Source organism: Pantoea sp. X-Soil-TKNS-1207 (assembly GCF_059730485.1).
On the sequence record NZ_AP035958.1, the window covers coordinates 1,117,658 to 1,140,357 of the forward strand.

Annotated in this window: 20 protein-coding genes and 1 other annotated feature; of the genes, 12 read left to right on the forward strand and 8 right to left on the reverse strand. The window is 58.2% G+C overall.

All coding sequences use genetic code 11. The annotated features are described in order from the left end of the window. Positions 1–2 precede the first annotated feature (2 nt). Positions 3–515 carry a primosomal replication protein PriC gene (gene priC, locus AC6I8V_RS05065; RefSeq protein ID WP_497844826.1) on the reverse strand — a complete coding sequence of 171 codons (513 nt, stop codon included), beginning with the start codon at positions 513–515 and terminating at the stop codon, positions 3–5. A gap of 57 nt (positions 516–572) precedes the next feature. Here priC and AC6I8V_RS05070 point away from each other — a divergent pair, with 57 nt between their 5' ends. From AC6I8V_RS05070 to htpG, 6 genes are all read left to right on the forward strand, one after another. Further along, positions 573–959 carry a DUF454 family protein gene (locus tag AC6I8V_RS05070; protein ID WP_497844827.1) on the forward strand — a complete coding sequence of 129 codons (387 nt, stop codon included), beginning with the start codon at positions 573–575 and terminating at the stop codon, positions 957–959. 146 nt (positions 960–1,105) lie between these two features. Then, a complete protein-coding gene (apt, locus tag AC6I8V_RS05075) occupies positions 1,106–1,657 on the forward strand; it encodes an adenine phosphoribosyltransferase (protein ID WP_497844828.1) in 552 nt (183 codons plus the stop codon). 194 nt (positions 1,658–1,851) lie between these two features. Further along, on the forward strand, positions 1,852–3,804 hold the full coding sequence (dnaX, locus tag AC6I8V_RS05080) for a DNA polymerase III subunit gamma/tau (protein WP_497844829.1): 1,953 nt from the start codon (positions 1,852–1,854) through the stop codon (positions 3,802–3,804). Continuing rightward, positions 3,146–3,207 (forward strand) — a sequence feature (DnaX frameshifting element). Its footprint overlaps the gene before it by 62 nt. Positions 3,805–3,857: 53 nt before the next feature. Then, complete coding sequence (locus AC6I8V_RS05085) at positions 3,858–4,187, forward strand: YbaB/EbfC family nucleoid-associated protein (RefSeq protein ID WP_031377860.1); 330 nt, start codon at positions 3,858–3,860, stop codon at positions 4,185–4,187. Continuing rightward, positions 4,187–4,792 (forward strand): recombination mediator RecR, encoded by a 606-nt coding sequence (recR, locus tag AC6I8V_RS05090; RefSeq protein ID WP_497844830.1) that lies wholly within the window; start codon positions 4,187–4,189, stop codon positions 4,790–4,792. Before AC6I8V_RS05085 ends, recR begins: the two co-directional genes overlap by 1 nt. Before the next feature lie 99 nt (positions 4,793–4,891). Then, positions 4,892–6,766 carry a molecular chaperone HtpG gene (htpG, locus tag AC6I8V_RS05095; protein ID WP_497844831.1) on the forward strand — a complete coding sequence of 625 codons (1,875 nt, stop codon included), beginning with the start codon at positions 4,892–4,894 and terminating at the stop codon, positions 6,764–6,766. 111 nt (positions 6,767–6,877) lie between these two features. On the opposite strand, the gene AC6I8V_RS05100 is transcribed toward htpG, so the two are convergent. Beyond that, positions 6,878–7,747: a LysR substrate-binding domain-containing protein gene (locus AC6I8V_RS05100; RefSeq protein ID WP_497844832.1), complete on the reverse strand. Its 870-nt coding sequence runs from the start codon at positions 7,745–7,747 to the stop codon at positions 6,878–6,880. Positions 7,748–7,933: 186 nt separating this feature from the next. On the opposite strand from AC6I8V_RS05100, the gene AC6I8V_RS05105 reads away from it, so the two are divergent. The 4 genes from AC6I8V_RS05105 to AC6I8V_RS05120 all read left to right on the forward strand — a co-directional run bounded on the left by AC6I8V_RS05105 (position 7,934) and on the right by AC6I8V_RS05120 (position 11,999). Continuing rightward, on the forward strand, positions 7,934–8,824 hold the full coding sequence (locus tag AC6I8V_RS05105; RefSeq protein WP_497844833.1) for a DUF6024 family protein: 891 nt from the start codon (positions 7,934–7,936) through the stop codon (positions 8,822–8,824). Between the two features lie 98 nt (positions 8,825–8,922). Beyond that, positions 8,923–9,567, forward strand: coding sequence for an adenylate kinase (gene adk, locus AC6I8V_RS05110; protein ID WP_497844834.1), 645 nt, complete (start codon positions 8,923–8,925; stop codon positions 9,565–9,567). A gap of 113 nt (positions 9,568–9,680) precedes the next feature. Next, positions 9,681–10,640: a ferrochelatase gene (gene hemH / locus AC6I8V_RS05115; protein ID WP_497844835.1), complete on the forward strand. Its 960-nt coding sequence runs from the start codon at positions 9,681–9,683 to the stop codon at positions 10,638–10,640. A 57-nt stretch (positions 10,641–10,697) separates the two neighbouring features. Next, positions 10,698–11,999 carry an inosine/guanosine kinase gene (locus tag AC6I8V_RS05120; RefSeq protein WP_497844836.1) on the forward strand — a complete coding sequence of 434 codons (1,302 nt, stop codon included), beginning with the start codon at positions 10,698–10,700 and terminating at the stop codon, positions 11,997–11,999. Positions 12,000–12,130: 131 nt separating this feature from the next. Here AC6I8V_RS05120 and ybaL read toward each other — a convergent pair whose 3' ends face one another. Together ybaL and AC6I8V_RS05130 are read right to left on the reverse strand one after the other, a co-directional pair. Beyond that, positions 12,131–13,819, reverse strand: a complete 1,689-nt coding sequence (ybaL, locus tag AC6I8V_RS05125; protein ID WP_497844837.1) for a YbaL family putative K(+) efflux transporter — start codon at positions 13,817–13,819, stop codon at positions 12,131–12,133. Positions 13,820–14,037: 218 nt separating this feature from the next. Then, positions 14,038–15,240, reverse strand: coding sequence for an MFS transporter (locus AC6I8V_RS05130; protein WP_497844838.1), 1,203 nt, complete (start codon positions 15,238–15,240; stop codon positions 14,038–14,040). 205 nt (positions 15,241–15,445) lie between these two features. On the opposite strand from AC6I8V_RS05130, the gene ushA reads away from it, so the two are divergent. Then, entirely contained in the window at positions 15,446–17,188 is a 1,743-nt protein-coding gene (ushA, locus tag AC6I8V_RS05135) for a bifunctional UDP-sugar hydrolase/5'-nucleotidase UshA (protein WP_497845765.1), read from the forward strand. 53 nt (positions 17,189–17,241) lie between these two features. Here ushA and AC6I8V_RS05140 read toward each other — a convergent pair whose 3' ends face one another. After that, positions 17,242–17,676, reverse strand: coding sequence for a multidrug/biocide efflux PACE transporter (locus AC6I8V_RS05140; RefSeq protein WP_497844840.1), 435 nt, complete (start codon positions 17,674–17,676; stop codon positions 17,242–17,244). Between the two features lie 90 nt (positions 17,677–17,766). On the opposite strand from AC6I8V_RS05140, the gene AC6I8V_RS05145 reads away from it, so the two are divergent. After that, on the forward strand, positions 17,767–18,636 hold the full coding sequence (locus AC6I8V_RS05145; RefSeq protein ID WP_497844841.1) for a LysR family transcriptional regulator: 870 nt from the start codon (positions 17,767–17,769) through the stop codon (positions 18,634–18,636). Here AC6I8V_RS05145 and ybaK read toward each other — a convergent pair. From ybaK to copA, 3 genes are all read right to left on the reverse strand, one after another. Further along, positions 18,633–19,112 carry a Cys-tRNA(Pro)/Cys-tRNA(Cys) deacylase YbaK gene (gene ybaK, locus AC6I8V_RS05150; RefSeq protein WP_497844842.1) on the reverse strand — a complete coding sequence of 160 codons (480 nt, stop codon included), beginning with the start codon at positions 19,110–19,112 and terminating at the stop codon, positions 18,633–18,635. The genes AC6I8V_RS05145 and ybaK overlap by 4 nt on opposite strands. 173 nt (positions 19,113–19,285) lie before the next feature. Continuing rightward, the gene (locus tag AC6I8V_RS05155; protein WP_497844843.1) at positions 19,286–20,089 is read right to left on the reverse strand and encodes a TraB/GumN family protein; all 804 of its coding nucleotides are present in this window, start codon (positions 20,087–20,089) and stop codon (positions 19,286–19,288) included. 68 nt (positions 20,090–20,157) lie between these two features. Continuing rightward, positions 20,158–22,665 carry a copper-exporting P-type ATPase CopA gene (gene copA, locus AC6I8V_RS05160; protein WP_497844844.1) on the reverse strand — a complete coding sequence of 836 codons (2,508 nt, stop codon included), beginning with the start codon at positions 22,663–22,665 and terminating at the stop codon, positions 20,158–20,160. Between the last annotated feature and the right edge of the window lie 35 nt (positions 22,666–22,700).

Sequence of the window (22,700 nt, forward strand, 5' to 3'; positions counted from 1 at the left end):
GCTTAACGTGCAGGGTATTGCAGTTCCAGCTTATGCAACGCCTGGCGGCAACGTCCCAGCCGTCCCTGTAGCTGTTCCAGTTCACGAATCAATTGCTGCTGCACGCTGAGGGTCTCGGCGCGTTTCAGATGCAGCTCGCGCTCGGCGATCATCGCCAGCAGGCGGGTTTCATAGCCCTGATACTCCTCGCGTTTCTGCTGTCGGAAGTCGCCGCGCGGACGTTCGCGCGCCACCCGCAGCTGCTGACTCTCGCATTCGCGTTGCAGGGCGGCGATTTGATCCACGACTTTGTCCGCCAGCCACTGACGGCGCGCCACATCCTGGTCAGCGGCGGTTAGCTGGGCGACATTATGTTCCAGCTCGCGCAAATAGTCGGCCAGTCGTGTTCCCTTGCAGTGAAATAATTGCGCATCAAAGCGCGGCTGACGACAGCTGCCATCCGGCTGCTGTGCGATTTGCTGGCGCAGCAGGTTGAGGGTGGCCTGAAGACGTTGTTGTGGGCGCGGTAAGGGCATCACTCATTTCCCGACTGTGTTAACGTAACGCGGTATAGACTCAATCAGGCATCAGGTATGCAACGCATTTTATTACTGAGCCTTGGCTGGCTGGCGATCGTGCTGGGCACGCTGGGCATTGTATTACCTTTATTACCTACCACGCCATTCGTGTTGCTGGCGGCCTGGTGTTTTGCCCGTTCGTCGCCGCGTTTTCATCATTGGCTGTTGTGGCGCTCACCTTTTGGCCGTTATCTGCGCCACTGGCAGCGTCATCGTGCGATGCCGCCCGGTGCGAAAGGGCGGGCCATGCTGCTGATAATTATCACCTTTGCCGTCTCCCTCTTTCTGGTTCATCTGCTGTGGGTGCGCATTATGCTGGCGCTGATGCTGTGCCTGTTGCTGCTGTTTATGTGGCGCATCCCGGTGGTGGCAGAAAGTACAGACGAACGCGAAGCGGGCTGACAGGGTTGCATTTAGCCGACCATTTGCTTAGATTTGGGCGTCTTTGTGCGTGGCTTCCCTCTGTGAACTGACTTCGCTTAACCCGGTCTCCGGGTGATGGCGCTATGGGAGCTGCGCGAAACCGGGATTTCACCAGGCGTAACACTATGACCGCAACTGCCGAGCAGCTTGAACTCATCAAAAACAGTATCAAAAGCATTCCTGACTACCCGAAGCCGGGTATTTTGTTCCGTGACGTCACCAGTCTGATGGAAGATCCGCAGGCTTATGCCGCGTCGATCGCCATTCTGGTTGAGCGTTATCGCGACAAAGGCATCACCAAGGTGGTGGGAACGGAAGCGCGTGGCTTTCTGTTTGGTGCGCCGGTCGCACTGGGTTTAGGTGTGGGTTTTGTGCCGGTACGCAAGCCGGGCAAACTGCCGCGTGCGACTTACAGCGAAAGCTATGAGCTGGAATACGGCACCGATAAGCTGGAACTGCATCAGGATGCCATCCAGCCGGGTGATGTGGTGCTGGTGGTGGACGATCTGCTGGCAACCGGCGGCACCATTGAAGCCACGGTGAAACTGATCCGCCGTGCGGGCGGTGAAGTTAAAGACGCGGCTTTCGTTATTAATCTGTTTGATCTGAGTGGTGAAGCTCGCCTGACTGCGATGGGCCTCAACTGCTTCAGTCTGGTCAATTTCCCCGGCCACTAAGGCCTGTGCGCTCCGCTGTCTGGCGGGGCGCCGTCTCCGCAAAATGATAGGCATATCCGGTTGTGGCTGTTAGACTACTGCCAAAATAAACAGGGTTTGCAAAGCAGCATTTTTCCCCTTTTTTCTGACGGCGGGCCACGGCTCTTAAGCCGAGCCGCTGTGCCAACTCAACCAAATCCAGTGATCGAATCCACATGAGCTATCAGGTACTTGCGCGAAAATGGCGTCCCCAGGCTTTCGCTGACGTAGTCGGTCAGGAACATGTGCTGACTGCGCTGGCCAACGGGTTGTCACTGGGACGAATCCATCATGCTTATCTCTTTTCCGGCACCCGCGGCGTGGGCAAAACCTCGATTGCGCGTCTGCTGGCAAAGGGTCTCAACTGCGAAACCGGTATCACCTCCACCCCATGTGGCGTGTGTGATAACTGCCGGGAAATTGAGCAGGGCCGTTTTGTTGATCTGATTGAGATCGATGCGGCGTCACGAACTAAAGTCGAAGATACGCGCGATCTGCTCGACAACGTCCAGTACGCACCGGCGCGCGGGCGCTTCAAGGTCTATCTGATCGATGAAGTGCATATGCTGTCGCGTCACAGCTTCAACGCCCTGCTGAAAACGCTGGAAGAACCGCCTTCACACGTCAAATTCCTGCTGGCGACCACCGATCCGCAAAAGCTGCCGGTCACCATTCTGTCGCGTTGTCTGCAATTTCATCTCAAAGCGCTGGATGTTGAACAAATTCGCCAGCAGCTGGAGCATATTCTGCAACAGGAGCAGATCGCCGCCGAGCCGCGCGCGCTGCAACTGCTGGCGCGCGCCGCCGATGGCAGTATGCGTGATGGGCTGAGCCTGACTGACCAGGCGATTGCCATGGGACAGGGCAGCGTCACGCGCGATACTGTGGCGCAGATGCTCGGTACGCTCGACGATGAACAACCGCTGGCGCTGATTGAAGCGCTTAGCGACGGCAATGGCGAGCAGGTGATGTCGCTGCTCAATCAGGCCGCGTCACGCGGCGTGGAGTGGGAAGCGCTGCTGGTGGAAATGCTGCGCCAGCTGCACCATATCGCGATGGTGCAACTGCTGCCTGCCTCACTTAACGATGATGAATTTAGCCAGGCACAGCGTCTGCGCGAGCTGGCGCGCGTACTGCCGCCAGCCGATGTGCAGCTCTATTATCAGACGCTGCTGATGGGGCGCAAAGATCTGCCGCTGGCACCGGATCGTCGGCTCGGCGTTGAAATGACGCTGCTGCGCGCGCTGGCGTTCCATCCGCAGGCGCAGATTGCCGAACCGGTTGCGCGTCCGGTGTTGACGCCACAGGCGATCCCGGCAGCGGCCCCTGTTGTGGCGGCACAACCACAAATGGCGCCGCCCCAGACTGAAGCTCCGCCAATCCCTGCCGATTATCCTGATATGGCCCCCGCGCCGGAGAATATGTCTGACTCCACCAGCCAGCTGTTGCAGGCCCGTACGCAACTGCTGCGCCAGGGAGCCAGTAAAGCAAAAAAGAGTGAGCCGGCAGCGCGTTCCGCGCGGCCGGCTAATCCGGCGCTGGAACGCCTCGCCAACGTCACCGAACGGGTGCAGCAACGTGCCGCTGAACCCGCAGTAAAACCGGCAGCGAAGCCGGAAGCGTATCGCTGGAAATCGCAAACGCCGACCGAAGTCGTGGTTGCGCCGGTGGCAACGCCAAAAGCCTTGCGTTCCGCGCTGGAGCATGAGAAAACGCCAGAGCTGGCGCAGCGTCTGGCGGAAGAAGCACAGCAGCGTGATGCCTGGGCGGCGGAGATCGCCGCGCTGGCGCTGCCAAAACTGGTGCAGCAGCTGGCGCTCAACGCGTGGAAAGAGCAGAACGATAACGGTATCTGCCTGCATTTGCGCAGCAGCCAGCGCCACCTGAATTCCGGTTCAGCGCGCCAGGCTTTAGCGGAGGCGCTGAGCAAGGCGGCCGGTCAGGCGGTTGAACTGACCATCATTGAAGACGATAATTCCCCGGTATTGACGCCACTGGAATGGCGTCAGGCCATTTATGAAGAGAAACTGGCGCAGGCGCGTCAGTCGATCGACAGCGATACCCACATTCAGACGCTGCGTCGCTTTTTTGACGCTGATCTGGATGAAGAGAGTATTCGACCCGTTTGAACATGCTGCCGCGCGATGTGCGCGCGACGCAGCCCCAGCAGAGAGAGAGAACTATGTTTGGAAAAGGCGGTTTGGGCAATCTGATGAAACAGGCCCAGCAGATGCAGGACAAAATGGCCAAAGTTCAGGAAGAGATCGCCGCGCTGGAAGTTACCGGCGAATCAGGTGCTGGCCTGGTCAAAGTCACGATCAACGGCGCGCACAACTGCCGTCGTGTGGAAGTCGATCCCAGCCTGCTGGAAGATGACAAAGACATGCTGGAAGATCTGATCGCCGCTGCGTTCAACGACGCTGCCCGTCGTATCGACGAAACGCAGAAAGAGAAAATGGCCTCCGTCTCTTCCGGGATGCAGCTGCCGCCTGGCTTCAAGATGCCGTTCTGATGCAAACCAGTCCACTGCTTGAATCTTTGATGGAGTCGCTGCGTTGTCTGCCGGGCGTAGGTCCGAAGTCGGCGCAGCGGATGGCGTTTCATCTGTTGCAGCGCGATCGCAGCGGTGGCATGCGTCTGGCGCAGGCGTTAACCCGCGCCATGTCGGAAATCGGCCACTGCGCCGATTGCCGCACCTTCACCGAGCAGGAAATCTGCACCATCTGCGCCAATCCACGCCGTCAGCAAAACGGTCAGATTTGTGTGGTGGAAAGCCCGGCGGATATCCATGCCATTGAGCAGACCGGCCAGTTTGCCGGACGCTACTTTGTGCTGATGGGTCATCTGTCGCCTCTCGACGGTATTGGCCCGCAGGATATCGGGCTGGATCGTCTGGAGCAGAGGCTGGAGCAGGAACGTTTGCAGGAAGTGATTCTCGCCACCAACCCGACGGTGGAAGGGGAAGCGACCGCGAACTACATTGCTGAGCTGTGCGGTCAGTATGGCGTCGACGCCAGCCGCATTGCGCACGGTGTGCCGGTGGGCGGTGAGCTGGAGATGGTTGACGGCACCACGCTGTCACATTCGCTGGCCGGACGTCACAAGATTAAATTTTAATCACTTGCTGGTGTTGTCACTGACACCAGCTTGAAATTCTCTGCACCACCCCCATCTCTTCCTCAACGTTTGATCAACCCCGATTCAGTTGAGGTAGCAATGACCATGAAAGGACAAGAGACGCGTGGCTTCCAGTCAGAGGTAAAACAACTTCTGCACCTGATGATCCATTCCCTCTATTCAAATAAAGAGATTTTCCTGCGTGAACTGATCTCCAACGCCTCCGATGCGGCTGACAAACTGCGCTTCCGCGCGCTGTCGGCACCGGATCTGTATGAAGGCGATGGTGATTTACGCGTGCGTATCTCGGTCAACAAGGAAAATCGCACGCTGACGCTGAGTGATAACGGCATCGGTATGCGTCGTGATGAGGTGATTGAGAACCTCGGCACCATCGCTAAATCTGGCACCAAAGCGTTTCTGGAATCCATGGGTTCCGACCAGGCGAAAGACAGCCAGCTGATTGGCCAGTTTGGCGTCGGTTTCTACTCGGCATTTATCGTGGCTGATAAAGTCACGGTGCGCACCCGCGCCGCAGGCGCCAGCGCCGACGAAGGCGTGTTCTGGGAATCTGCCGGTGAAGGCGAATACACCCTCGCGGAGATCGAAAAAGCCGATCGCGGCACCGAAATTACCCTGCATATGCGTGAAGGCGAGGACGAGTTCCTTGATGCCTGGCGTGTACGCAGCATCATCGGCAAATACTCCGATCACATCGCGCTGCCGGTTGAAATCGAAAGCAAAGATGAAGAGAGCGACACCACCAGCTGGGAAAAGATCAACAAAGCTCAGGCGCTGTGGACGCGTAACAAGGGCGAAATCAGCGACGAAGAGTACAACGAGTTTTACAAACATATCGCCCATGATTTCAGCGATCCGGCGATCTGGAGCCACAACCGGGTGGAAGGGAAGCAGGAGTACACCAGCCTGCTGTACATCCCGGCGCGCGCGCCGTTCGACATGTGGAATCGCGACCATAAACACGGCCTGAAACTTTATGTGCAGCGCGTGTTTATCATGGACGATGCCGAGCAGTTTATGCCGAACTACCTGCGTTTCGTGCGTGGCCTGATTGACTCCAACGATCTGCCGCTTAACGTCTCGCGTGAAATTTTGCAGGACAGCCGTGTGACCCAGAGCCTGCGTGGCGCGCTGACCAAGCGTAGCCTGCAAATGCTGGAGAAACTGGCAAAAGACGACGCCGAAAAATATCAGCAGTTCTGGAAAGAGTTCGGTCTGGTACTGAAAGAAGGCCCGGCGGAAGATCAGGCTAACCAGCAGGCGATTGCGAAGCTGCTGCGTTTCGCCACGACGCAAAGCGAAGGTTCCGAGCAGACCATCTCACTGGATGACTACCTGAGTCGTATGGTGGAAGGTCAGGACAAGATTTACTACATCACCGCCGACAGCTATGCCGCAGCGAAGAGCAGCCCGCATCTGGAGCTGTTCCGCAAGAAAGGTATCGAGGTGCTGCTGCTGTCCGATCGTATCGACGAATGGATGATGAGCTACCTGACCGAGTTCGACGGCAAAACCTTCCAGTCGGTGAGCAAAGCGGATGAATCGCTGAGCAAACTGGCCGACGAAGAGACCGAAGAACAGAAAGAAGCGGAAAAAGCGCTGGAGCCGTTTGTTGATCGCGTGAAAACCCTGCTGGGCGAGCGCGTGAAAGAGGTGCGTTTAACCCATCGTCTGACCGATACCCCGGCGATTGTTACCACCGATGCCAACGAAATGAGCACCCAGATGGCGAAGCTGTTCGCCGCAGCGGGCCAGGAAGTGCCGGATGTGAAGTACATCTTCGAGCTGAACCCGGATCACACGCTGGTGAAACGCGTGGCGGATACCCAGGATGAAAGCCGCTTTGGCGAGTGGGTGGAGCTGCTGCTCGATCAGGCGCTGCTGGCTGAGCGCGGTACGCTGGACGATCCGAACCAGTTTATCCGTCGCATGAACCAGTTGCTGACGGCGTAATGATCACCCGGTCGGCATCAATGCCGACCCTCCCTGTACGGAGCGCATTTATGCGCTCCTTTTTATCGCCCGCACTGATCCCCGCCCGCATTGATTCATATCCTAAACTGGCTAACTCTGCGCTTCATCCCGCAACCAATCACGAAACAGGGTAATCTCCGCATCATGCTGGCGTGACGCTTTGGTCATCATCCAGGTGGCGCGATCAACCCGCACAAAACCTAACGGCGCAATCAGCGTGCCGTCGCGCAGTTCCTGACGCACCAGCAATCGCGGCGCCATAATAATGCCCAGCCCATTTTTCGCCGCCTGAATGCCCAGCGTCAGATTGTCGAAATGCTTTCCGACCCAGAAATTGCCGCGCGCACCGCTGGTTTTCGCCCATTCGGCCCAGGCGTGCAGCCGCGTACCGGCATGGAGTAACGGCAGCGTGGCGAGATCCTGTTCCTGCTGAAAACGTCCCGCAAATTGCGGGGCGCATAACGGACCGATGTAATCATCGCTGATCAACGTGGCATCGATATCGTCGTCGGGTGACTGTTCGTAGCTGAGGATCAGCACATCGGTGTGTTCGCTGCGCAGCAGATCGATCTCCACCAGCGGCTGAAACTGGATCTCGATATCGGGATAGCGCAGGTAAAAGCTGCTGATGCGCGGGATCAGCCATTGCGAAAGAAAACTCGGCGCGCAGGAGACGCTGAGGTGATGGCGCATACCGGTACGAATACTTTCACAGGTGGTGGAAAGTTCGCTGAAGGCCTTCTGACAGCTGACCAGCAATCGCTCACCATGTGAGGTTAATTTGACGCGTCCATTGGTGCGGACAAACAGAGGCTTACCCATCCAGCTTTCCAGCTGTCGAACCTGATGGCTGATGGCGCTGTGGGTCACATGCAGACGTTCGGCGGCTACGCTAAAACTGCTGTGCAGTGCCGCCTGGTGAAAATAATGCAGTGCACGTAACGAAGGTAGCCCGGTCATACTCGTCCCCTGTGTAAAAACCTAACAGGGATTGTCAGTTTATATCATTTCAAAGTCCAGCCGCATTGGCCTAACCTTTCCCCCTGATTCTGGCGGGTTGACGGGCAGGCATCTCTGTGTTTCCCCTACAGATTTGAGCGTTACCCGCAGTCACTCACAGCACAATAAATAGAGAATAATCACGCGATGGCTCCACAGAATACTTCTGCCAGGGCGGCGGCGCGCGATCGGCTTCGCGGCTTGCTTTCCCGCCACTACCGGCTTGAACAGTACGACCTCTTTTTTGCACCTTCATTGCATATTGCGCGGGTGCTGCTCTCTCAGCTGTTTTTACGGCAGGAGCAGGCGCGCAATCAAACCCGTTACGCTTCTCAATACCCGGTCAGTGAATTAAGCGTATTACCTGCGCTCCCCGTTATGGCGGGCAATATCTCGCTGGTTGAACATGTTGATGTGATCTACGGTCGCGTGCGCCCCCTTAGCGAGTGTCAGAGCCAGGGCGTCACCGATGCGTCAGAATCCTTTGCCACGCTGCTGCACCGACGTCTGATCAGCGATGCGCGGCTGTTTATCACCCGGCTCGATCGTCATGCCGGGTTAGGCACCGACCTGGTATTGATCGCGCTTCGTACCCATGATTTCAGCACCCTGGTGCGCAGCGAACTGCGCCTGTTCGAGCAGGGACTGGCGCTGGGCGATGCGCCGGAACAGGCGCTGGCGCAGATGGAGGCGGGGGAGTGGCGGCCCTATAATATCGCCAGTGTCGATAGCATCGCGCTGGAGTCGCCGCTGCTCCTTAATTCGTTACATCAGCCAGGCCTGCCTTTCGCTATTTTTCCCTTGCCGCCAGGCATGATGCTGGCGGAACCGCATCACGATCTGCGATTGTGGCCGGCTCAGGGCCTGATGCAGTTGCGCGCCAATGTGCGGGGTGGCGCAACCAAAAGCCAGAACGCCACCGCGGCGCTGGTACGGCGTCTGCGCACATTGTTGAGTGGTGGCAGCAATTCCGAAAAAGGGGGAAAAACCGGCACTGGGCTGGTGTCTGTGGCAAAAGGCAGTAAAGTAGGCCATTAGTCCGTAACCGCGCCCGTTTCCTTGTGGTGTGCGGGTCATAGTGGTATGTTCTTCGCCTTCTCAGATTGATCAATGCGATTCGCAAGGGGAATTACGCAATGCGTATTATTCTGCTCGGGGCACCGGGCGCAGGTAAGGGCACTCAGGCTCAATTTATCATGGAGAAATACGGTATTCCGCAAATCTCCACGGGCGACATGCTGCGTGCGGCAGTTAAAGCGGGCAGCGAGCTGGGCCAGCAGGCGAAAGCCATCATGGATGCCGGCAAACTGGTGACCGACGAGCTGGTTATTGCGCTGGTTAAAGAGCGTATTACCCAGGAAGACTGCAAAAACGGTTTCCTGCTCGATGGCTTCCCGCGCACCATTCCACAGGCCGATGCGATGAAAGAGGCGGGTATCAACGTCGATTTCGTGCTGGAGTTCGCCGTACCGGATGAACTGATTGTGGATCGCATTGTTGGCCGTCGCGTTCATGCGCCGTCTGGCCGCGTTTATCACGTCAAATACAATCCGCCAAAAGTGGAAGGTAAAGACGACGCGACCGGCGAAGAGCTGACCACGCGTAAAGATGACCAGGAAGAGACCGTGCGTAAGCGTCTGGTGGAATACCATCAGCTGACCGCGCCGCTGATCGCTTACTACAGCGCAGAAGCCGCAGCCGGTAACACCAAATATCACAAAATCGACGGTACCCGCCAGGTTGCTGAAGTGAGTGCACAGCTGGCGACCATCCTCGGTTAAGCCATGTAGGGCCGGTTTACCGGCCCTTTTGCAGCAATTGCTTTCCCCTCCCGCTTTTTCCGCTACAATTTCCCACGATTTTGACCCATTCGTTTCGACAGCAAGGAAATACAATGAGGCAAGAAAAGCCCGGGGTTTTACTGGTTAATTTAGGCACACCAGATGCACCTACCACGCCAGCGGTTAAACGTTATCTGAAACAATTCCTTAGCGATCCGCGCGTGGTGGATACGCCACGCTGGCTGTGGTGGCCGATCCTGAATGCGGTTATTCTGCCGTTCCGATCGCCACGCGTCGCCAAACTCTATGCGTCGGTGTGGATGGAAGAGGGATCGCCGCTGATGGTCTTCAGCAAACGGCAGCGTGAGGCGCTGGCGCAGAAGATCGATATGCCGGTGGAGCTGGGCATGAGCTACGGCCAGCCGAGCCTCGAGGGCGCGGTGCAGCGTTTGCTGGCGCAGGGCGTGACCAAACTCATCGTGCTGCCGCTTTATCCGCAATTCTCCTGCTCAACCGTCGCCGCAGTATGGGACGGCCTGGCCGCCAGCTTTAAACCGCTGCGTTCACTGCCGGAAGTGGCATTTATTCGTGATTACGCCGAACATCCGGCCTATATCGCGGCCCTGAAAGCCTCAGTGGAGCGTTCGTTCGCTCTGCACGGCGAACCTGACCTGCTGGTCCTGTCGTATCACGGTATTCCCCAGCGTTTTGCAGACGAAGGTGATGATTATCCCCAGCGCTGTAAAGATACGACCGCGCGTCTGGCTGCGGCGCTGGGCATTGCGCCGCACAAAATTATGATGACCTTCCAGTCGCGCTTTGGTCGTGAGCCGTGGCTGACGCCCTATACCGACGAAACCATGCAGGGGCTGCCCGCCAAAGGTATCAGGCATGTGCAGGTAATGAGTCCAGGCTTTGCGGCAGACTGTCTGGAAACGCTGGAGGAGATCAGCGAGCAAAACTGCGAATTCTTCCTCCATGCGGGTGGCGAGAAGTTTGAGTACATTCCCGCCCTCAACGCCGAAGAAGCGCATATTGAGATGATGGTGCAGCTGGTCAACGCGCGCCGTTAAAGGAGCGGCAGAGAATGTGCTATCATTCTCTGCCTGATTTTCCTGACGGCATCCTCCATGAAATTTCCCGGCAAACGCAAATCCAAACACTACTTCCCCGTTAGCGCACGCGATCCGCTGCTCCAGGCGACCCAGCAGGAGCAGGAAGAGGGCAGCTGGGTGGTTGGTATCGACCAGACGCTGGTGGATATTGAAGCCAAAGTCGATGATGAGTTCCTGCAACGCTACGGCCTCAGCGCCGGTCATTCGCTGGTGATTGATGATGCCACCGCCGAAGCGCTGTATAACGAACTGATGCGCGACGCGTTAATTACGCATCAGTTTGCCGGTGGCACTATCGGCAATACCCTGCACAACTACTCGGTGCTGGCGGATGACCGCTCGGTGCTGCTTGGCGTGATGTGCAATAGCATCCAGATTGGCAGCTATGCCTATCGCTATCTGTGCAACACCTCCAGCCGGATGGATCTCAACTATTTGCAGGGCGTCGATGGCGCCATTGGCCGCTGCTTTACCCTGATTGGTGAGCAGGGCGAGCGCACCTTTGCCATCAGCCCAGGCCTGATGAACCAGCTCCATGCCGACAGCATCCCGGAAGCGGTGATTGCCGGTGCGTCAGCGCTGGTGCTGACCTCCTATCTGGTCCGTTGCCAGCCGGGTGAACCGATGCCGCAAGCCACGCTGCGCGCCATCGAGTATGCCAAACGGCACAACGTGCCGGTGGTGCTGACGCTCGGCACCAAATACGTCATTCAGGATAACCCGCAGTTCTGGCGCGATTTTTTGCGCGACCATGTGTCAATCGTGGCCATGAATGAAGAGGAAGCCTTTGCCCTGACCGGTGAGGCCGATCCGCTGCTGGCGTCCAATATGGCGCTGGAGTGGGTGGATTTGGTGCTGTGCACCGCCGGGCCAAGCGGGTTGTATATGGCGGGCTTTACCGAAGACGAATTTAAACGCAAAACTAACCATCCGCTGCTGCCGGGCGCGATCGCCGAGTTCAATCAATACGAATTCAGCCGCGCCATGCGTCAGCAGGATTGCCAGCAGCCGCTGCGTATCTTCTCGCATATTGCGCCTTATATGGGCGGACCGGAGAAGATTATGAACACCAATGGCGCAGGCGATGCCGCCTTAGCGGCGCTGCTGCACGACATCACCGCCAATAATTTTCACCGGCAGAAAGTGCCGAACTCCAGCAAACATGCGCGCGAATACCTGAGCTATTCGTCGCTGGCGCAGGTGTGTAAATACGCTAACCGCGTGAGTTATCAGGTGCTGAACCAGCATTCACCCCGTCTGATGCGCGGCCTGCCGGAGCGGGAAGATAGCCTGGAAGAGTCGTACTGGGATCGGTAATGTGCGGGCACCTGAACGGTGCGCATAAATGCGTCATTGGATGGGGTGCGGTTATCTAAACGGTGCGCATAAATGCGCACCCTACGGTTTTGTAGGGTCGCCATTTATGGCGACCGGGGAGAAGGGGGAAGTTAAATCGGGCATTCCCGCACAATCGGGTGCTGCGCAATCTCTTCCTCCAGCATATTCAGCATACTGTTGGCGATCTCACGTTCGCCCATCACCACGCGGTTGGCGCCGCGTTCAAGGATATACTCGACCTCATCATCGTAATGCGCCCTGGCGATAATCTCGATATTGTCGCGCTTCTCACGCGCGGCGGTGACGATCTCACCGGCCTCATAACCATTGGGGATGGTCAGCAACAGCCAGCGCGCGCAATCCAGTCGCGCCAGCTCCATAATATCGGCACGCGCGGCATTGCCCAGCACCGCCTTGATGCCCTGCTCACGCAGCGCCTCCACGCGCGGGCGTGAATTCTCCACCACGACCAGCGGCACATCGGCTTCCAGCAGTTTCTGCCCCAGCAGGCTGCCGACGCGGCCATAACCAACAATCACCGCGTGATCGCAGATATCCATCGGAATCTGTTTCTCTTCCTCGATGGCATCGATCAGCGTCTGTTCTTCCATGGTCTCGGTCTTCTCGAGATAACGCTCCAGCAGCGTGAACAGAATCGGGTTGAGCATAATCGACAGGATCGCGGCCGCCAGCACCAGATTGCGTCCCTCTTCGCTGAGCAGGCCGAGCGAAATGCCCAGACCGGCCAGGATAAAGGCAAACTCACCAATCTGCGCCAGACTCACCGAAATGGTCAGCGCGGTGCGGCGTGAATGGCCGAGCCAGGTTACCAGCAGCCAGGCGGCGACCGATTTACCCACCACGATAATCACCAGCGCGCCCAGCACTGCCAGTGGCTGGTGGATCAGAATCATCGGATCGAACAACATGCCAACGGAGACAAAGAACAGCACGGCAAAGGCATCGCGCAGCGGCAGGGTATCGTGCGCGGCACGGTGGCTCAGTTCGGATTCGTTCAGAACCATCCCGGCGAAGAAGGCGCCGAGGGCAAAGGAGACATCAAAGAATTCCACTGCGCCAAAGGCGATGCCGAGCGCCAGCGCCAGTACCGCGAGGGTGAACAATTCGCGCGACCCGGTGGCGGCGCTTTTCGCCAGGATCCACGGCACCACGCGGCGACCGACCACCATCATCAGCACCATAAAGGCCACCACTTTGCCGATGGTCAGCAGCAAATCCCACACCAGCATCGTCGGACTGGCGTTGCCCTGTTCCAGCATCCCGGCGATGGCCGGCAGCAGCACCAGCGTCAGCACCATCACCAGATCTTCCACAATCAGCCAGCCGATGGCGATTTGCCCGCGCTGGCTGTCAATCAGCTGACGCTCCTCCAGCGCACGCAGCAGTACCACGGTACTGGCGGTGGAGAGACAGAGGCCAAACACCAGCCCGGTCATCATTGACCAGCCCAGCGCCCACGACAGACCCATCCCCAGCAGCGTCGCTACGGCTATTTGCGCCACCGCGCCGGGAATGGCGACCGACTTTACCGACATCAAATCCTTCAGCGAAAAGTGCAAGCCGACACCAAACATCAGCAGGATCACACCTAACTCGGCCAGTTCAGGCGCCAGATTGGTGTCGGCGACAAAACCGGGGGTGAAGGGACCGGCCATAACGCCCGCCAGCAAATAACCGACCAGCGGGGAGATGCGCAGGCGATTTGCCAGCATACCAAGGAGAAATGCGAGGACCAGCGCCCCGACAATGGTGGTGATCAACGGTGTGGTGTGATGCATGCCTGTCTCCTTGTGTGCAAATGTATCCGCTTGTAACAATCGAGTTTACTGCACAATGCGCATCGCGTTTAGACATTTGGGCGGGATAAACGGAAAAAAATGAAAAAATGAGATAAAAACACAGTCGAAACGTTATTTTCGTCAGTTATCTCATGCTATCGCCAGGAAACATGCTGAATAAAGGGGGCTGCGAAAAATAATTGCCCCCCGAAAATGACTCAGGCGTGACGATTATCCGGCAGGAAAGCGGTTAAAAGCCCGATCAGAGGCAGCCAGGCACAGATTTGATACACCGATTCAATGCTGGAGTGATCCGCCACTACGCCGAGTACCGCCGCGCCCAGTCCGCCCATACCGAAGGCAAAACCGAAAAACAGCCCGGAAACCATACCGATACGCCCCGGCAACAGCTCCTGGGCATACACCAGAATGGCGGAGAACGCCGAGGCAAGGATCAGGCCGATAATCACACTCAGCACGCTGGTCCACATTAATGACGCATGGGGCAACAGCAACGTGAAAGGCGCTACGCCCAGAATTGAACCCCAAATCACATATTTACGGCCGATTTTGTCCCCAATCGGACCGCCAATAATGGTGCCCGCCGCCACAGCGCCGAGAAAGGCAAACAGATGAAATTGCGATGCCTGCACCGAAAGACCGAACTTCTGCATTAAATAGAAGGTGTAATAACTGCTCAGGCTGGTGAGGTAGAAATACTTGGAGAAGATCAGCAGCAGCAAAATGGTAATCGCCTGCGCCACTTTTTTGCGAGGCAACGGGTTGGACGGCACCACGGCGGGTTTGGCTTTGCTGGCGCGTTGCTGGTGGCTATACCAGCGGCTGACCTGCAACAACACGATAATGCCGAGCAGGGCGGCCAACACAAACCAGCCCAGATGGCCTTTGCCATAGGGAGCGACAATCATTGCCGCCAGCAGCGGGCCGAGCGCGCTGCCAAAGTTGCCGCCTACCTGGAACAGCGATTGCGCCAGGCCGTGGCGTCCTCCGGAGGCCATGCGCGCCACGCGTGAGGATTCCGGGTGAAACACCGAGGAGCCACTGCCGACCAGCGCCGCCGCCAGCAGCACCTGCACATAATCACTGGCAAACGTCAGTAGCACCAGGCCGCACAGGGTAAAGCCCATGCCGACCGGCAGCGACCAGGGTTTCGGGTATTTGTCGGTGTAATAACCCACCAGCGGTTGCAGCAGCGAGGCGGTCACCTGGAAGGTCAGGGTAATCAGGCCGATCTGCACAAAGTTAAGGCTGAAGTCTTTTTGCAGCAGCGGATAAATCGCCAGCAGCAGCGACTGCAACATATCATTCAGCAGATGGGCGAGGCTGATGGCCCCTAAAATGCCAAACGCGGTGCGCGCCGGGGCGCGTGCCGGGGCGGAGAGGGTCTGTTCACTTGCCATAAAAGTCCTGAAATATTGAATTATCGTTATCAGCTTGTTACGTCTCACATGACTCTATAAGCCTTTCATCTTGAGTTAAAGTGCGAACTGTGCGACACAGGAGGGCGATAAAGCACAATAAGTCCACTGGTTAGTGGAGAAACGCAGAATAAGGAGATCGGCTTTGTTGTTATTACCGCGCAAAAAGCGCTGGCTGGCGCTCATCATGTTGCTGCTGCCGATGCTGGCACAGGCATGGCAAACCGACCGGACCTATCGCCTCACCATTCTGCATACCAACGATCAGCACGGCCATTTCTGGCCCGATGCGCAGGGCGAGTATGGCCTGGCGGCGCAGAAAACCCTGATGGATCAGCAGCGTTACGATGTACAGGCCAAAGGGGGCGGTGCATTGATCCTCTCTGCCGGGGACGTCAACACCGGGGTGCCGGAGTCTGATTTACTGGATGCGGAACCGGATATTCGTGGCATGAACCTGGTAGGCTATGACGCCATGGTGCTGGGCAATCATGAGTTTGATAAGCCGCGCAGCGTGCTGGAAAAGCAGCAAAAGTGGGCCAAATTCCCGTTTATCTCCGCCAATATTTACGTCAAAAGCAGCGGTAAGCGGCTGGTTAAGCCGTGGGCGATTTTCAACCGGATGGGGCTGAAGATCGCGGTGATCGGCCTGACCACGCCCGATACCCTGCGCATCGCCAATCCGGCCAGCATGGCGGGTCTGGAGATCCGCGATCCGGTCAGCGAGACTGAAAAGGCGGTGGCGGAACTGCGTGCCAGCGAGAAACCTGACGTGATCATCGCGCTGACCCATATGGGCCACTACGACGATGGTCAGCATGGCAGCAATGCGCCGGGCGACGTCGAACTGGCGCGTCGCCTGCCGCCGGGCACCATCAACCTGATTATTGGCGGCCATTCGCACGATGCGGTATGCATGGCGAAAGATAATCTCAGCGTAGCGGATTATCAGCCGGGGCAGCCCTGCCAGCCCGATCGCCAGAACGGGGTGTGGATTATGCAGGCGAAGGAGTGGGGCAAATATGTCGGGCGCGGCGATTTCACTTTCCGCAACGGTGAACTGTCGCTGGATAATTATCAGCTGATTCCGGTCAATCTGAAGCATAAGGTGAAGAACGCCGATGGCAGCGAAATCTGGCTTACCTGGCAGGAAGAGATCCCGCAAAACAGCGCGATGATGAAACTGCTGACGCCGTTCCAGAAGCGCGCAGAGGCTAAGCTGGAGGTCAAGGTGGGCAGCAGCGACGGGGTCTTCGCTGGCGAGCGCGATAAGGTGCGTTTTGTACAAACCAATCTGGGCCAACTGATCCTGCGCGCGCAGATGGCGGCCACCAAAGCGGATTTTGCGGTGATGAGCGGCGGCGGCATCCGTGCCTCGCTGGCGCAGGGGGCCATCAGCTGGCGCGATTTGCTTCAGGTACAGCCGTTCAGCAATCAGGTGGTATCGGTAACCCTGACCGGCAATCAGTTGCTGGCTTATCTGGCGACGGTCGCCAATATCAAAACCGATACCGGGGGTTTTGCGCAGTTTGCCAATATCAGCCTGGTGGCGGATGGCAGTGGCGTCAGCGAGGTAAAGATTAATGGTCAGCCGCTGGAGAAGGATAAAACCTACCGCATGGCGACCAACAGCTTTAACGCCACCGGTGGTGATGGCTATCCGCGTATTGATACCGAGGCGGGCTACGCCAATACCGGCCAGCGCGATGCGGATGTACTGCGTGACTGGGTGAGCCATCATTCACCGCTTAAGGTGAGCGATTACGCGCCGGGCGAGGGGATTGTGCATCTGACGGACGCGCAGAAACAGCAACGGGATAAGGCGCAGGAAAAATCGCAGGAAAAACCGAAGAAACGCAGCTACCCGCAGGCGATACTGGCGTGGATTCTGCCGCACGCGGTAGAAAATCAGGGAAAACGGTCGCCATAAATGGCGACCCTACAGATGCCCGTTTGGGTAGGGTGCGCATTGATGCGCACCGATTATGCCTGGCAGGCTTTGCGCGTCATCCAGCGCTGACGCAGTTTATCCCACACCCAGTTATAGGCCACGGTATAGGGCAGGAAGAACAGGAAAAACGCCACTTCCAGCATAAAGGCCTCTAACAGGGAAATACCCAGCATCCAGGCGGCGATCGGCAAACCAATGACGATAAAGCCGCCTTCAAATCCCAGCGCGTGCATCACACGCAGCCCCAGGCCGCGCTGCACCTTGCCGGGCGGGTACAGACGGTCGAAACCGGCGTTGTAAATCATGTTCCATAGCATGGCGACGGTCGAGAGCATGATCGCCAGCGCTCCCATCTGAAACAGCGGCTTTTCCATCGCCCAGGCCGCCAGCGGTGCAACAGTCACAATCGCCAGAACTTCAAAGCCTGCGGCGTGATAAAAACGTTCTTTCAGTGAACGGGTACGCATAAAAACCTCCTGATTCGTTATGCGGAGCATTTTCTCATTCGCCAATGCTAAGATAAAATGAACACCTATCGATAAAAGCGATGGTTCACTATGAAATACTCCCCGGAATCCCTTGAGGCTTTTGTCCAGACCGTCGCCAGCGGCTCCTTTTCTGCCGCCGCGCGGGCGCTGGAGAAAAGTCAGTCCACCATCAGTAGCGCAGTGGCGAATCTGGAAGATGATTTAGGGTTTGTGCTGTTTGACCGCCAGGGGCGGCAGCCGGTATTAACCGAGCAGGGCCAGCGTGCGCTGGCGCAGGTGCAGCAAATTCTTGCCGCCAGCCAGCGGCTGGATGAGCTGGCGGTGCGGCTGGCGCAGGGCGTGGAACCGCGTCTTAGCCTGGCGATCTCCGACTTCTGGCAGGCGGATCATCATGAAACGCTGCTGACACGTTTTGAGGCGCGCTATCCCGAGGTCGAGTTTGAATGCATGATTGCCGAAGACGCCGACGCGCTGGATTTGTTGCAGGCCGGACGCGTGCATCTCGGCGTGGTGCGCGCCCAGCCAGCGCTGCCGCCGGATATTGCCGTGGCGCGGTTGCAGGTTGAAGCGCAGATGGGGATCTATCTGCATCGGGATCATGCGCTGGCGCAGTGTCCACAGGTAACCGAAGCGCAGCTGGGCGAGTTACGTCAGCTGCGGCTGAATACCTGGGTACAGACGCGCGAACCGATGCCGGTGGGCAGGGTATGGTCGGCCCCGTCGTATCTGTTATTGCTGGAAATGGCGGAGCAGGGATTTGGCTGGAGCGTGCTGCCGCGCTGGCTGGTGCAGCAGTTTGGTCATCAGGTGTTGCAGGAGCTGGCGGTGCCGGGCTGGCCGCAGCGCATTGCGGTGGAAGCGATCTGGTCAACGCGAAATCCACCCGGACCCGCCGGGCGCTGGATGATCGATCAACTATGCGCCCAGCGGCCTGATTAATCGCGCCGCGCCACGTCGGCCAGGCTGGCATCCAGCAGACGCGCCAGATCCTGCGCCGCCAGTTCGATATCCAGCCCGCGTTTGCCGCCGGAGATAAAGATGGTGGCAAACTCCGCCGCCTGCTGATCAATCACCGTCGGCAGACGCTTTTTCTGTCCCAGCGGGCTGATACCGCCCACCAGATAGCCGGTAACGCGTTGCGCCAGCAGTGGATCGGCCATATCGGCTTTTTTCGCGCCTAACGCTTTGGCGACCTTTTTCAGATCGAGCTGAGAGGAGACCGGCGTCACCGCTACTGCCAGCAGCCTGGCATCGCCGTTGAGCGCGACCAGCAGAGTTTTGAAGACCTGGCGCGCATCCAGATTGAGCTTTCGCACCACTTCGTCGCCAAAGTTGGTTTCATGGCTGTCGTGATCGTAAGGATGCAGGGTAAACGTGACTTTTTGTTTTTCCAGCAATTTTACCGCGGGCGTCATTTTTCAATCCTTGCTAAGAAAAATCTTATTTAAGATACGGTGAATAATACTGGCGAAATTCTGAACTTTGCGCGAGAATTGGCCCCGCGCCAGCCAGTAATGGTTGGTGATAACCAAAATCATAAACAAATTCCTCTTTGACGGGCCAATAACAATATTGGCCTTCTTTTTTTTCAGCGCCCCTTCAGCAGCCCCGGTAAATGATCATCCCCGTAAAGATGCAGCGCCCCGACGGCCACGACGTAACGACCCGGCGGTAAGGCCAGCAGCAACTCGCGCCAGTGTTGATTGCGATTGCGCATCAGGGTGTCATTCAGTTCATTGCTAAAGGTGGTAGGCAACGCCACTGGCTGCTGTCGCGGTGGGGCATCCAGCCACCAGCTGATCATGGTTTGCAGCAGGCGCGCATTGGTGTGCCAGTGCTCCAGCGTATCGAGCAATAGCGACAGGCCATCCTCCGGCAGTGATTTCAGCAGTGCGATTTGCGTATCCGGGCCTTCCAGCTCAATCACCTGCTGGTGGGCGGTTTTGGCCGCCTGTAACAGCTGATAATCGATGCCGTATTGCGGCCGCAATCCCAGGCGTTGCGCCTGCTGCGCCTGTAGCATCAAGGCGATTTGCCACAGCGGCAGGTTGTCAAACAGGTTGATCGATAGCGTCAGCTCATCACACAGCGCCGTCAGCCTGCTCAGCACCTCATCGGAAAGGCGCTCCGCCAGCGGCGCCAGGTTCTCACCCTCGGCAAAAGGCGATGCGCCCTGGGTAATGTCCGCTTCGACGATTAGCGCATCCGCTTTCGCCAGCTGGCGCAGCAGGCGTGCCGGTAACGGCTGCATATCCTGCGTGCCCATATGAATACTGCCCACCAGATGTAACCGGCGATCGCCCAGCTGAATATCCATCGCGGGCCAGGGATAGCTGGCCGGAAAAAGCAGCGATGTCAGCTGTGTTACGCGTTGCCAAAGGCTGCGTCTCATTCCCTGTCCTTTTTAAGTCAAAAATCCATGCTAGCGATTTCGCCGCCTGAAAAACAGGGCAGGGCTTGCTATTCACGCGCTGGCGGCGTAAAGCGCAGCAGGCGGTTGGCGTTGCTCACCACGGTAATGGAGGAGAGCGCCATGGCAGCGCCAGCCACGATAGGGCTGAGCAGCATACCGGTGAACGGATAAAGCACACCCGCAGCAATCGGAATGCCGAGGCTGTTGTAAATAAATGCCCCCAACAGGTTCTGACGCATGTTGCGCAGCGTGGCGCGCGATATCGCCAGCGCATCGGCGACGCAGTGCAAATCATTTCGCATCAGCGTCATGGCGGCGGTTTCTACCGCCACATCGCTGCCACCGCCCATCGCAATGCCCACATCCGCCTGGGCCAGCGCGGGCGCATCATTGATGCCGTCACCCACCATCACCACTTTGCGACCCTGCTGTTGCAGCTGCGCAATCGCCTGCGCTTTGCCTTCTGGCAGCACGCCCGCAATGACCTGATCAATACCTGCTTCGGCTGCAATGGCGCGTGCGGTTTTTTCATGATCGCCGGTCAGCATGATTAGCTGATAACCCTGCTGATGCAGACGTTGCAGCGCTTCGCGGCTCCCGGCACGCAGGCTATCGCGTAGCGCGATCAATCCCAGCAGCCGATGTTCATCCGCCAGCAGCACCGGCGTGGCGCCCTGCGCGGCCAGACGTTCGATATCGTCGCGCGCGGCGCGGCAATCCACCTGCTGCGTCTCCATCAGCGCCAGGTTGCCCAGCAGCCGTGTGCTGCCTGCGACTGTAGCGCTGACGCCCTTGCCGCGTATTGTACGAAATTGCTCAACTTCGGCGCCGGGATGGTCCGGGGCGGCAGCAACAATGGCTTTCGCCAGCGGATGGCTGGAACTTTGCTCCAGCTGCGCGGCGGCGTGCAGCACCTGCTGCCGGTCCCAGTCGGCATACAGCAGAACATCGCTGACCTGCGGCGCGCCCTGCGTCAGGGTGCCGGTTTTATCAAATACCAGCGTATCCACTTCGCTGGCGCGCTGAAGCGCATCCGCATCCCGTACCAGCACACCAAGCTCGGCGGCGCGGCCGACCCCGGCGATCACCGACATCGGTGTTGCCAGCCCGAGCGCGCAGGGGCAGGCGATAATCAGCACCGTGGTGACAATCACCAGCGTATAAGCCAGCTGCGGCTGCGGCCCTGCCAGATACCACACCAGCCCACTCAGCAGCGCAATCGCTACCACCACCGGCACGAACACGGCGGAAATGCGATCGGCGAGGCGTCCGATATCGGGCTTGCTGCTTTGCGCCTGACGTACCAGATTGATGATGCGCGCCAGCGTGGTGTGGCTACCGGTGGCGCGGGCGATAAAGCGTAGCGTGCCATCCTGTACCAGGGTTCCAGCATAGACTTTCTCTCCCGGCTGCTTGCTTTGCGGCACCGCTTCACCGGTCAGCATCGCTTCGTCACACCAGGCTTCGCCGCTTTCCACAACGCCATCGACCGGAACGCGATCGCCGGTCACCAGTTTCAGGCGCATACCGGGCTGTACTGCGCTAAGCGGCAGCAGGGTTTCGCCCTGATCGCTGATGACGCGGGCCTGCGCCGGGGTTAAATCCAGCAGGCGTTCCAGCGCTTTGGAGGCGCGCTGTCGTGCTCGCTGCTCGAGGGCATGGCCGAGATTGATCAGACCGATAATCATCACGCTGGCTTCAAAATAGAGATGGCGCGCCTGATGCGGGAAAAATTGCGGCCATAGCGCCACGCTGATGGAATAGAGCCAGGCTGCACCGGTGCCGAGCGCCACCAGCGTGTCCATGGTGGCGGTGCCGTGACGCAGGCTACGCCAGGCGCTACGGTAGAAGTGGCCGCCAGCAATCACCATCACCAGCAGCGTGATCACCCCGAGGGTGCGCCATAAGGTGATGTTGCTGTCGCTGAGCATCATGTTGTCGCCCAGCATCCCCCAAATCATCATTGGCACGCCGAGCAGCAACGCCAGCGCGGATTGCCAGCTAAAGCGACGCATCGCCTGCTGAGCGCTTGCCTGCTGGCGCTCCCGGCGGGTTTGCTCATCGCCGATAACTTCGGCTGAGTAACCGGCCTGATCGACGGCGCCGATCAACGCATCAGGCTGCGCATCGCCCAGTACCAGCGCGCTGCGTTCGCCAAGATTCACGCGTGCCTGGCTGACGCCGGGCACTTTTTGCAGGGCCTGCTCGACGCGACTCACGCAGCTGGCGCAGCTCATGCCGCCAATCAGCAGGTGATGGACGGGCAGGGCGTCATCCGCCGGGGAGGTGAGTGGCTCCGTTGTCAGCGCCTCCGGCTGCGGCTCTGATGCTGTCAACGGTTCAGACTTTGGGCTGTCTTTCAACGCTGCGTGGTAACCCGCCTGTTCCACGGTTGCGATCAGATCGCTGGCGCTGGCCGCACCGGTCACGCGCGCTTCCTGCTGGGTCACTTCAGCCTGTTCAACATCGCTGCGCTGTTCCAGCGCCTCTTTAACCCGTTTGACGCAGTGGCCGCAGGAAAGGCCATCCAGCGCCAGCAGCTGTGTCTGTGACATGTTTAACTCCTTATGCATGAAGGTTTGACTGTATG

Excerpts from the sequence above, each read along its gene's own strand:
- priC (WP_497844826.1), bottom strand. The coding sequence starts at position 515 with ATGCCCTTACCGCGCCCACAACAACGTCTTCAGGCCACCCTCAACCTG.
- AC6I8V_RS05070 (WP_497844827.1), top strand. The coding sequence starts at position 573 with ATGCAACGCATTTTATTACTGAGCCTTGGCTGGCTGGCGATCGTGCTG.
- apt (WP_497844828.1), top strand. The coding sequence starts at position 1,106 with ATGACCGCAACTGCCGAGCAGCTTGAACTCATCAAAAACAGTATCAAA.
- dnaX (WP_497844829.1), top strand. The coding sequence starts at position 1,852 with ATGAGCTATCAGGTACTTGCGCGAAAATGGCGTCCCCAGGCTTTCGCT.
- AC6I8V_RS05085 (WP_031377860.1), top strand. The coding sequence starts at position 3,858 with ATGTTTGGAAAAGGCGGTTTGGGCAATCTGATGAAACAGGCCCAGCAG.
- recR (WP_497844830.1), top strand. The coding sequence starts at position 4,187 with ATGCAAACCAGTCCACTGCTTGAATCTTTGATGGAGTCGCTGCGTTGT.
- htpG (WP_497844831.1), top strand. The coding sequence starts at position 4,892 with ATGACCATGAAAGGACAAGAGACGCGTGGCTTCCAGTCAGAGGTAAAA.
- AC6I8V_RS05100 (WP_497844832.1), bottom strand. The coding sequence starts at position 7,747 with ATGACCGGGCTACCTTCGTTACGTGCACTGCATTATTTTCACCAGGCG.
- AC6I8V_RS05105 (WP_497844833.1), top strand. The coding sequence starts at position 7,934 with ATGGCTCCACAGAATACTTCTGCCAGGGCGGCGGCGCGCGATCGGCTT.
- adk (WP_497844834.1), top strand. The coding sequence starts at position 8,923 with ATGCGTATTATTCTGCTCGGGGCACCGGGCGCAGGTAAGGGCACTCAG.
- hemH (WP_497844835.1), top strand. The coding sequence starts at position 9,681 with ATGAGGCAAGAAAAGCCCGGGGTTTTACTGGTTAATTTAGGCACACCA.
- AC6I8V_RS05120 (WP_497844836.1), top strand. The coding sequence starts at position 10,698 with ATGAAATTTCCCGGCAAACGCAAATCCAAACACTACTTCCCCGTTAGC.
- ybaL (WP_497844837.1), bottom strand. The coding sequence starts at position 13,819 with ATGCATCACACCACACCGTTGATCACCACCATTGTCGGGGCGCTGGTC.
- AC6I8V_RS05130 (WP_497844838.1), bottom strand. The coding sequence starts at position 15,240 with ATGGCAAGTGAACAGACCCTCTCCGCCCCGGCACGCGCCCCGGCGCGC.
- ushA (WP_497845765.1), top strand. The coding sequence starts at position 15,446 with ATGTTGCTGCTGCCGATGCTGGCACAGGCATGGCAAACCGACCGGACC.
- AC6I8V_RS05140 (WP_497844840.1), bottom strand. The coding sequence starts at position 17,676 with ATGCGTACCCGTTCACTGAAAGAACGTTTTTATCACGCCGCAGGCTTT.
- AC6I8V_RS05145 (WP_497844841.1), top strand. The coding sequence starts at position 17,767 with ATGAAATACTCCCCGGAATCCCTTGAGGCTTTTGTCCAGACCGTCGCC.
- ybaK (WP_497844842.1), bottom strand. The coding sequence starts at position 19,112 with ATGACGCCCGCGGTAAAATTGCTGGAAAAACAAAAAGTCACGTTTACC.
- AC6I8V_RS05155 (WP_497844843.1), bottom strand. The coding sequence starts at position 20,089 with ATGAGACGCAGCCTTTGGCAACGCGTAACACAGCTGACATCGCTGCTT.
- copA (WP_497844844.1), bottom strand. The coding sequence starts at position 22,665 with ATGTCACAGACACAGCTGCTGGCGCTGGATGGCCTTTCCTGCGGCCAC.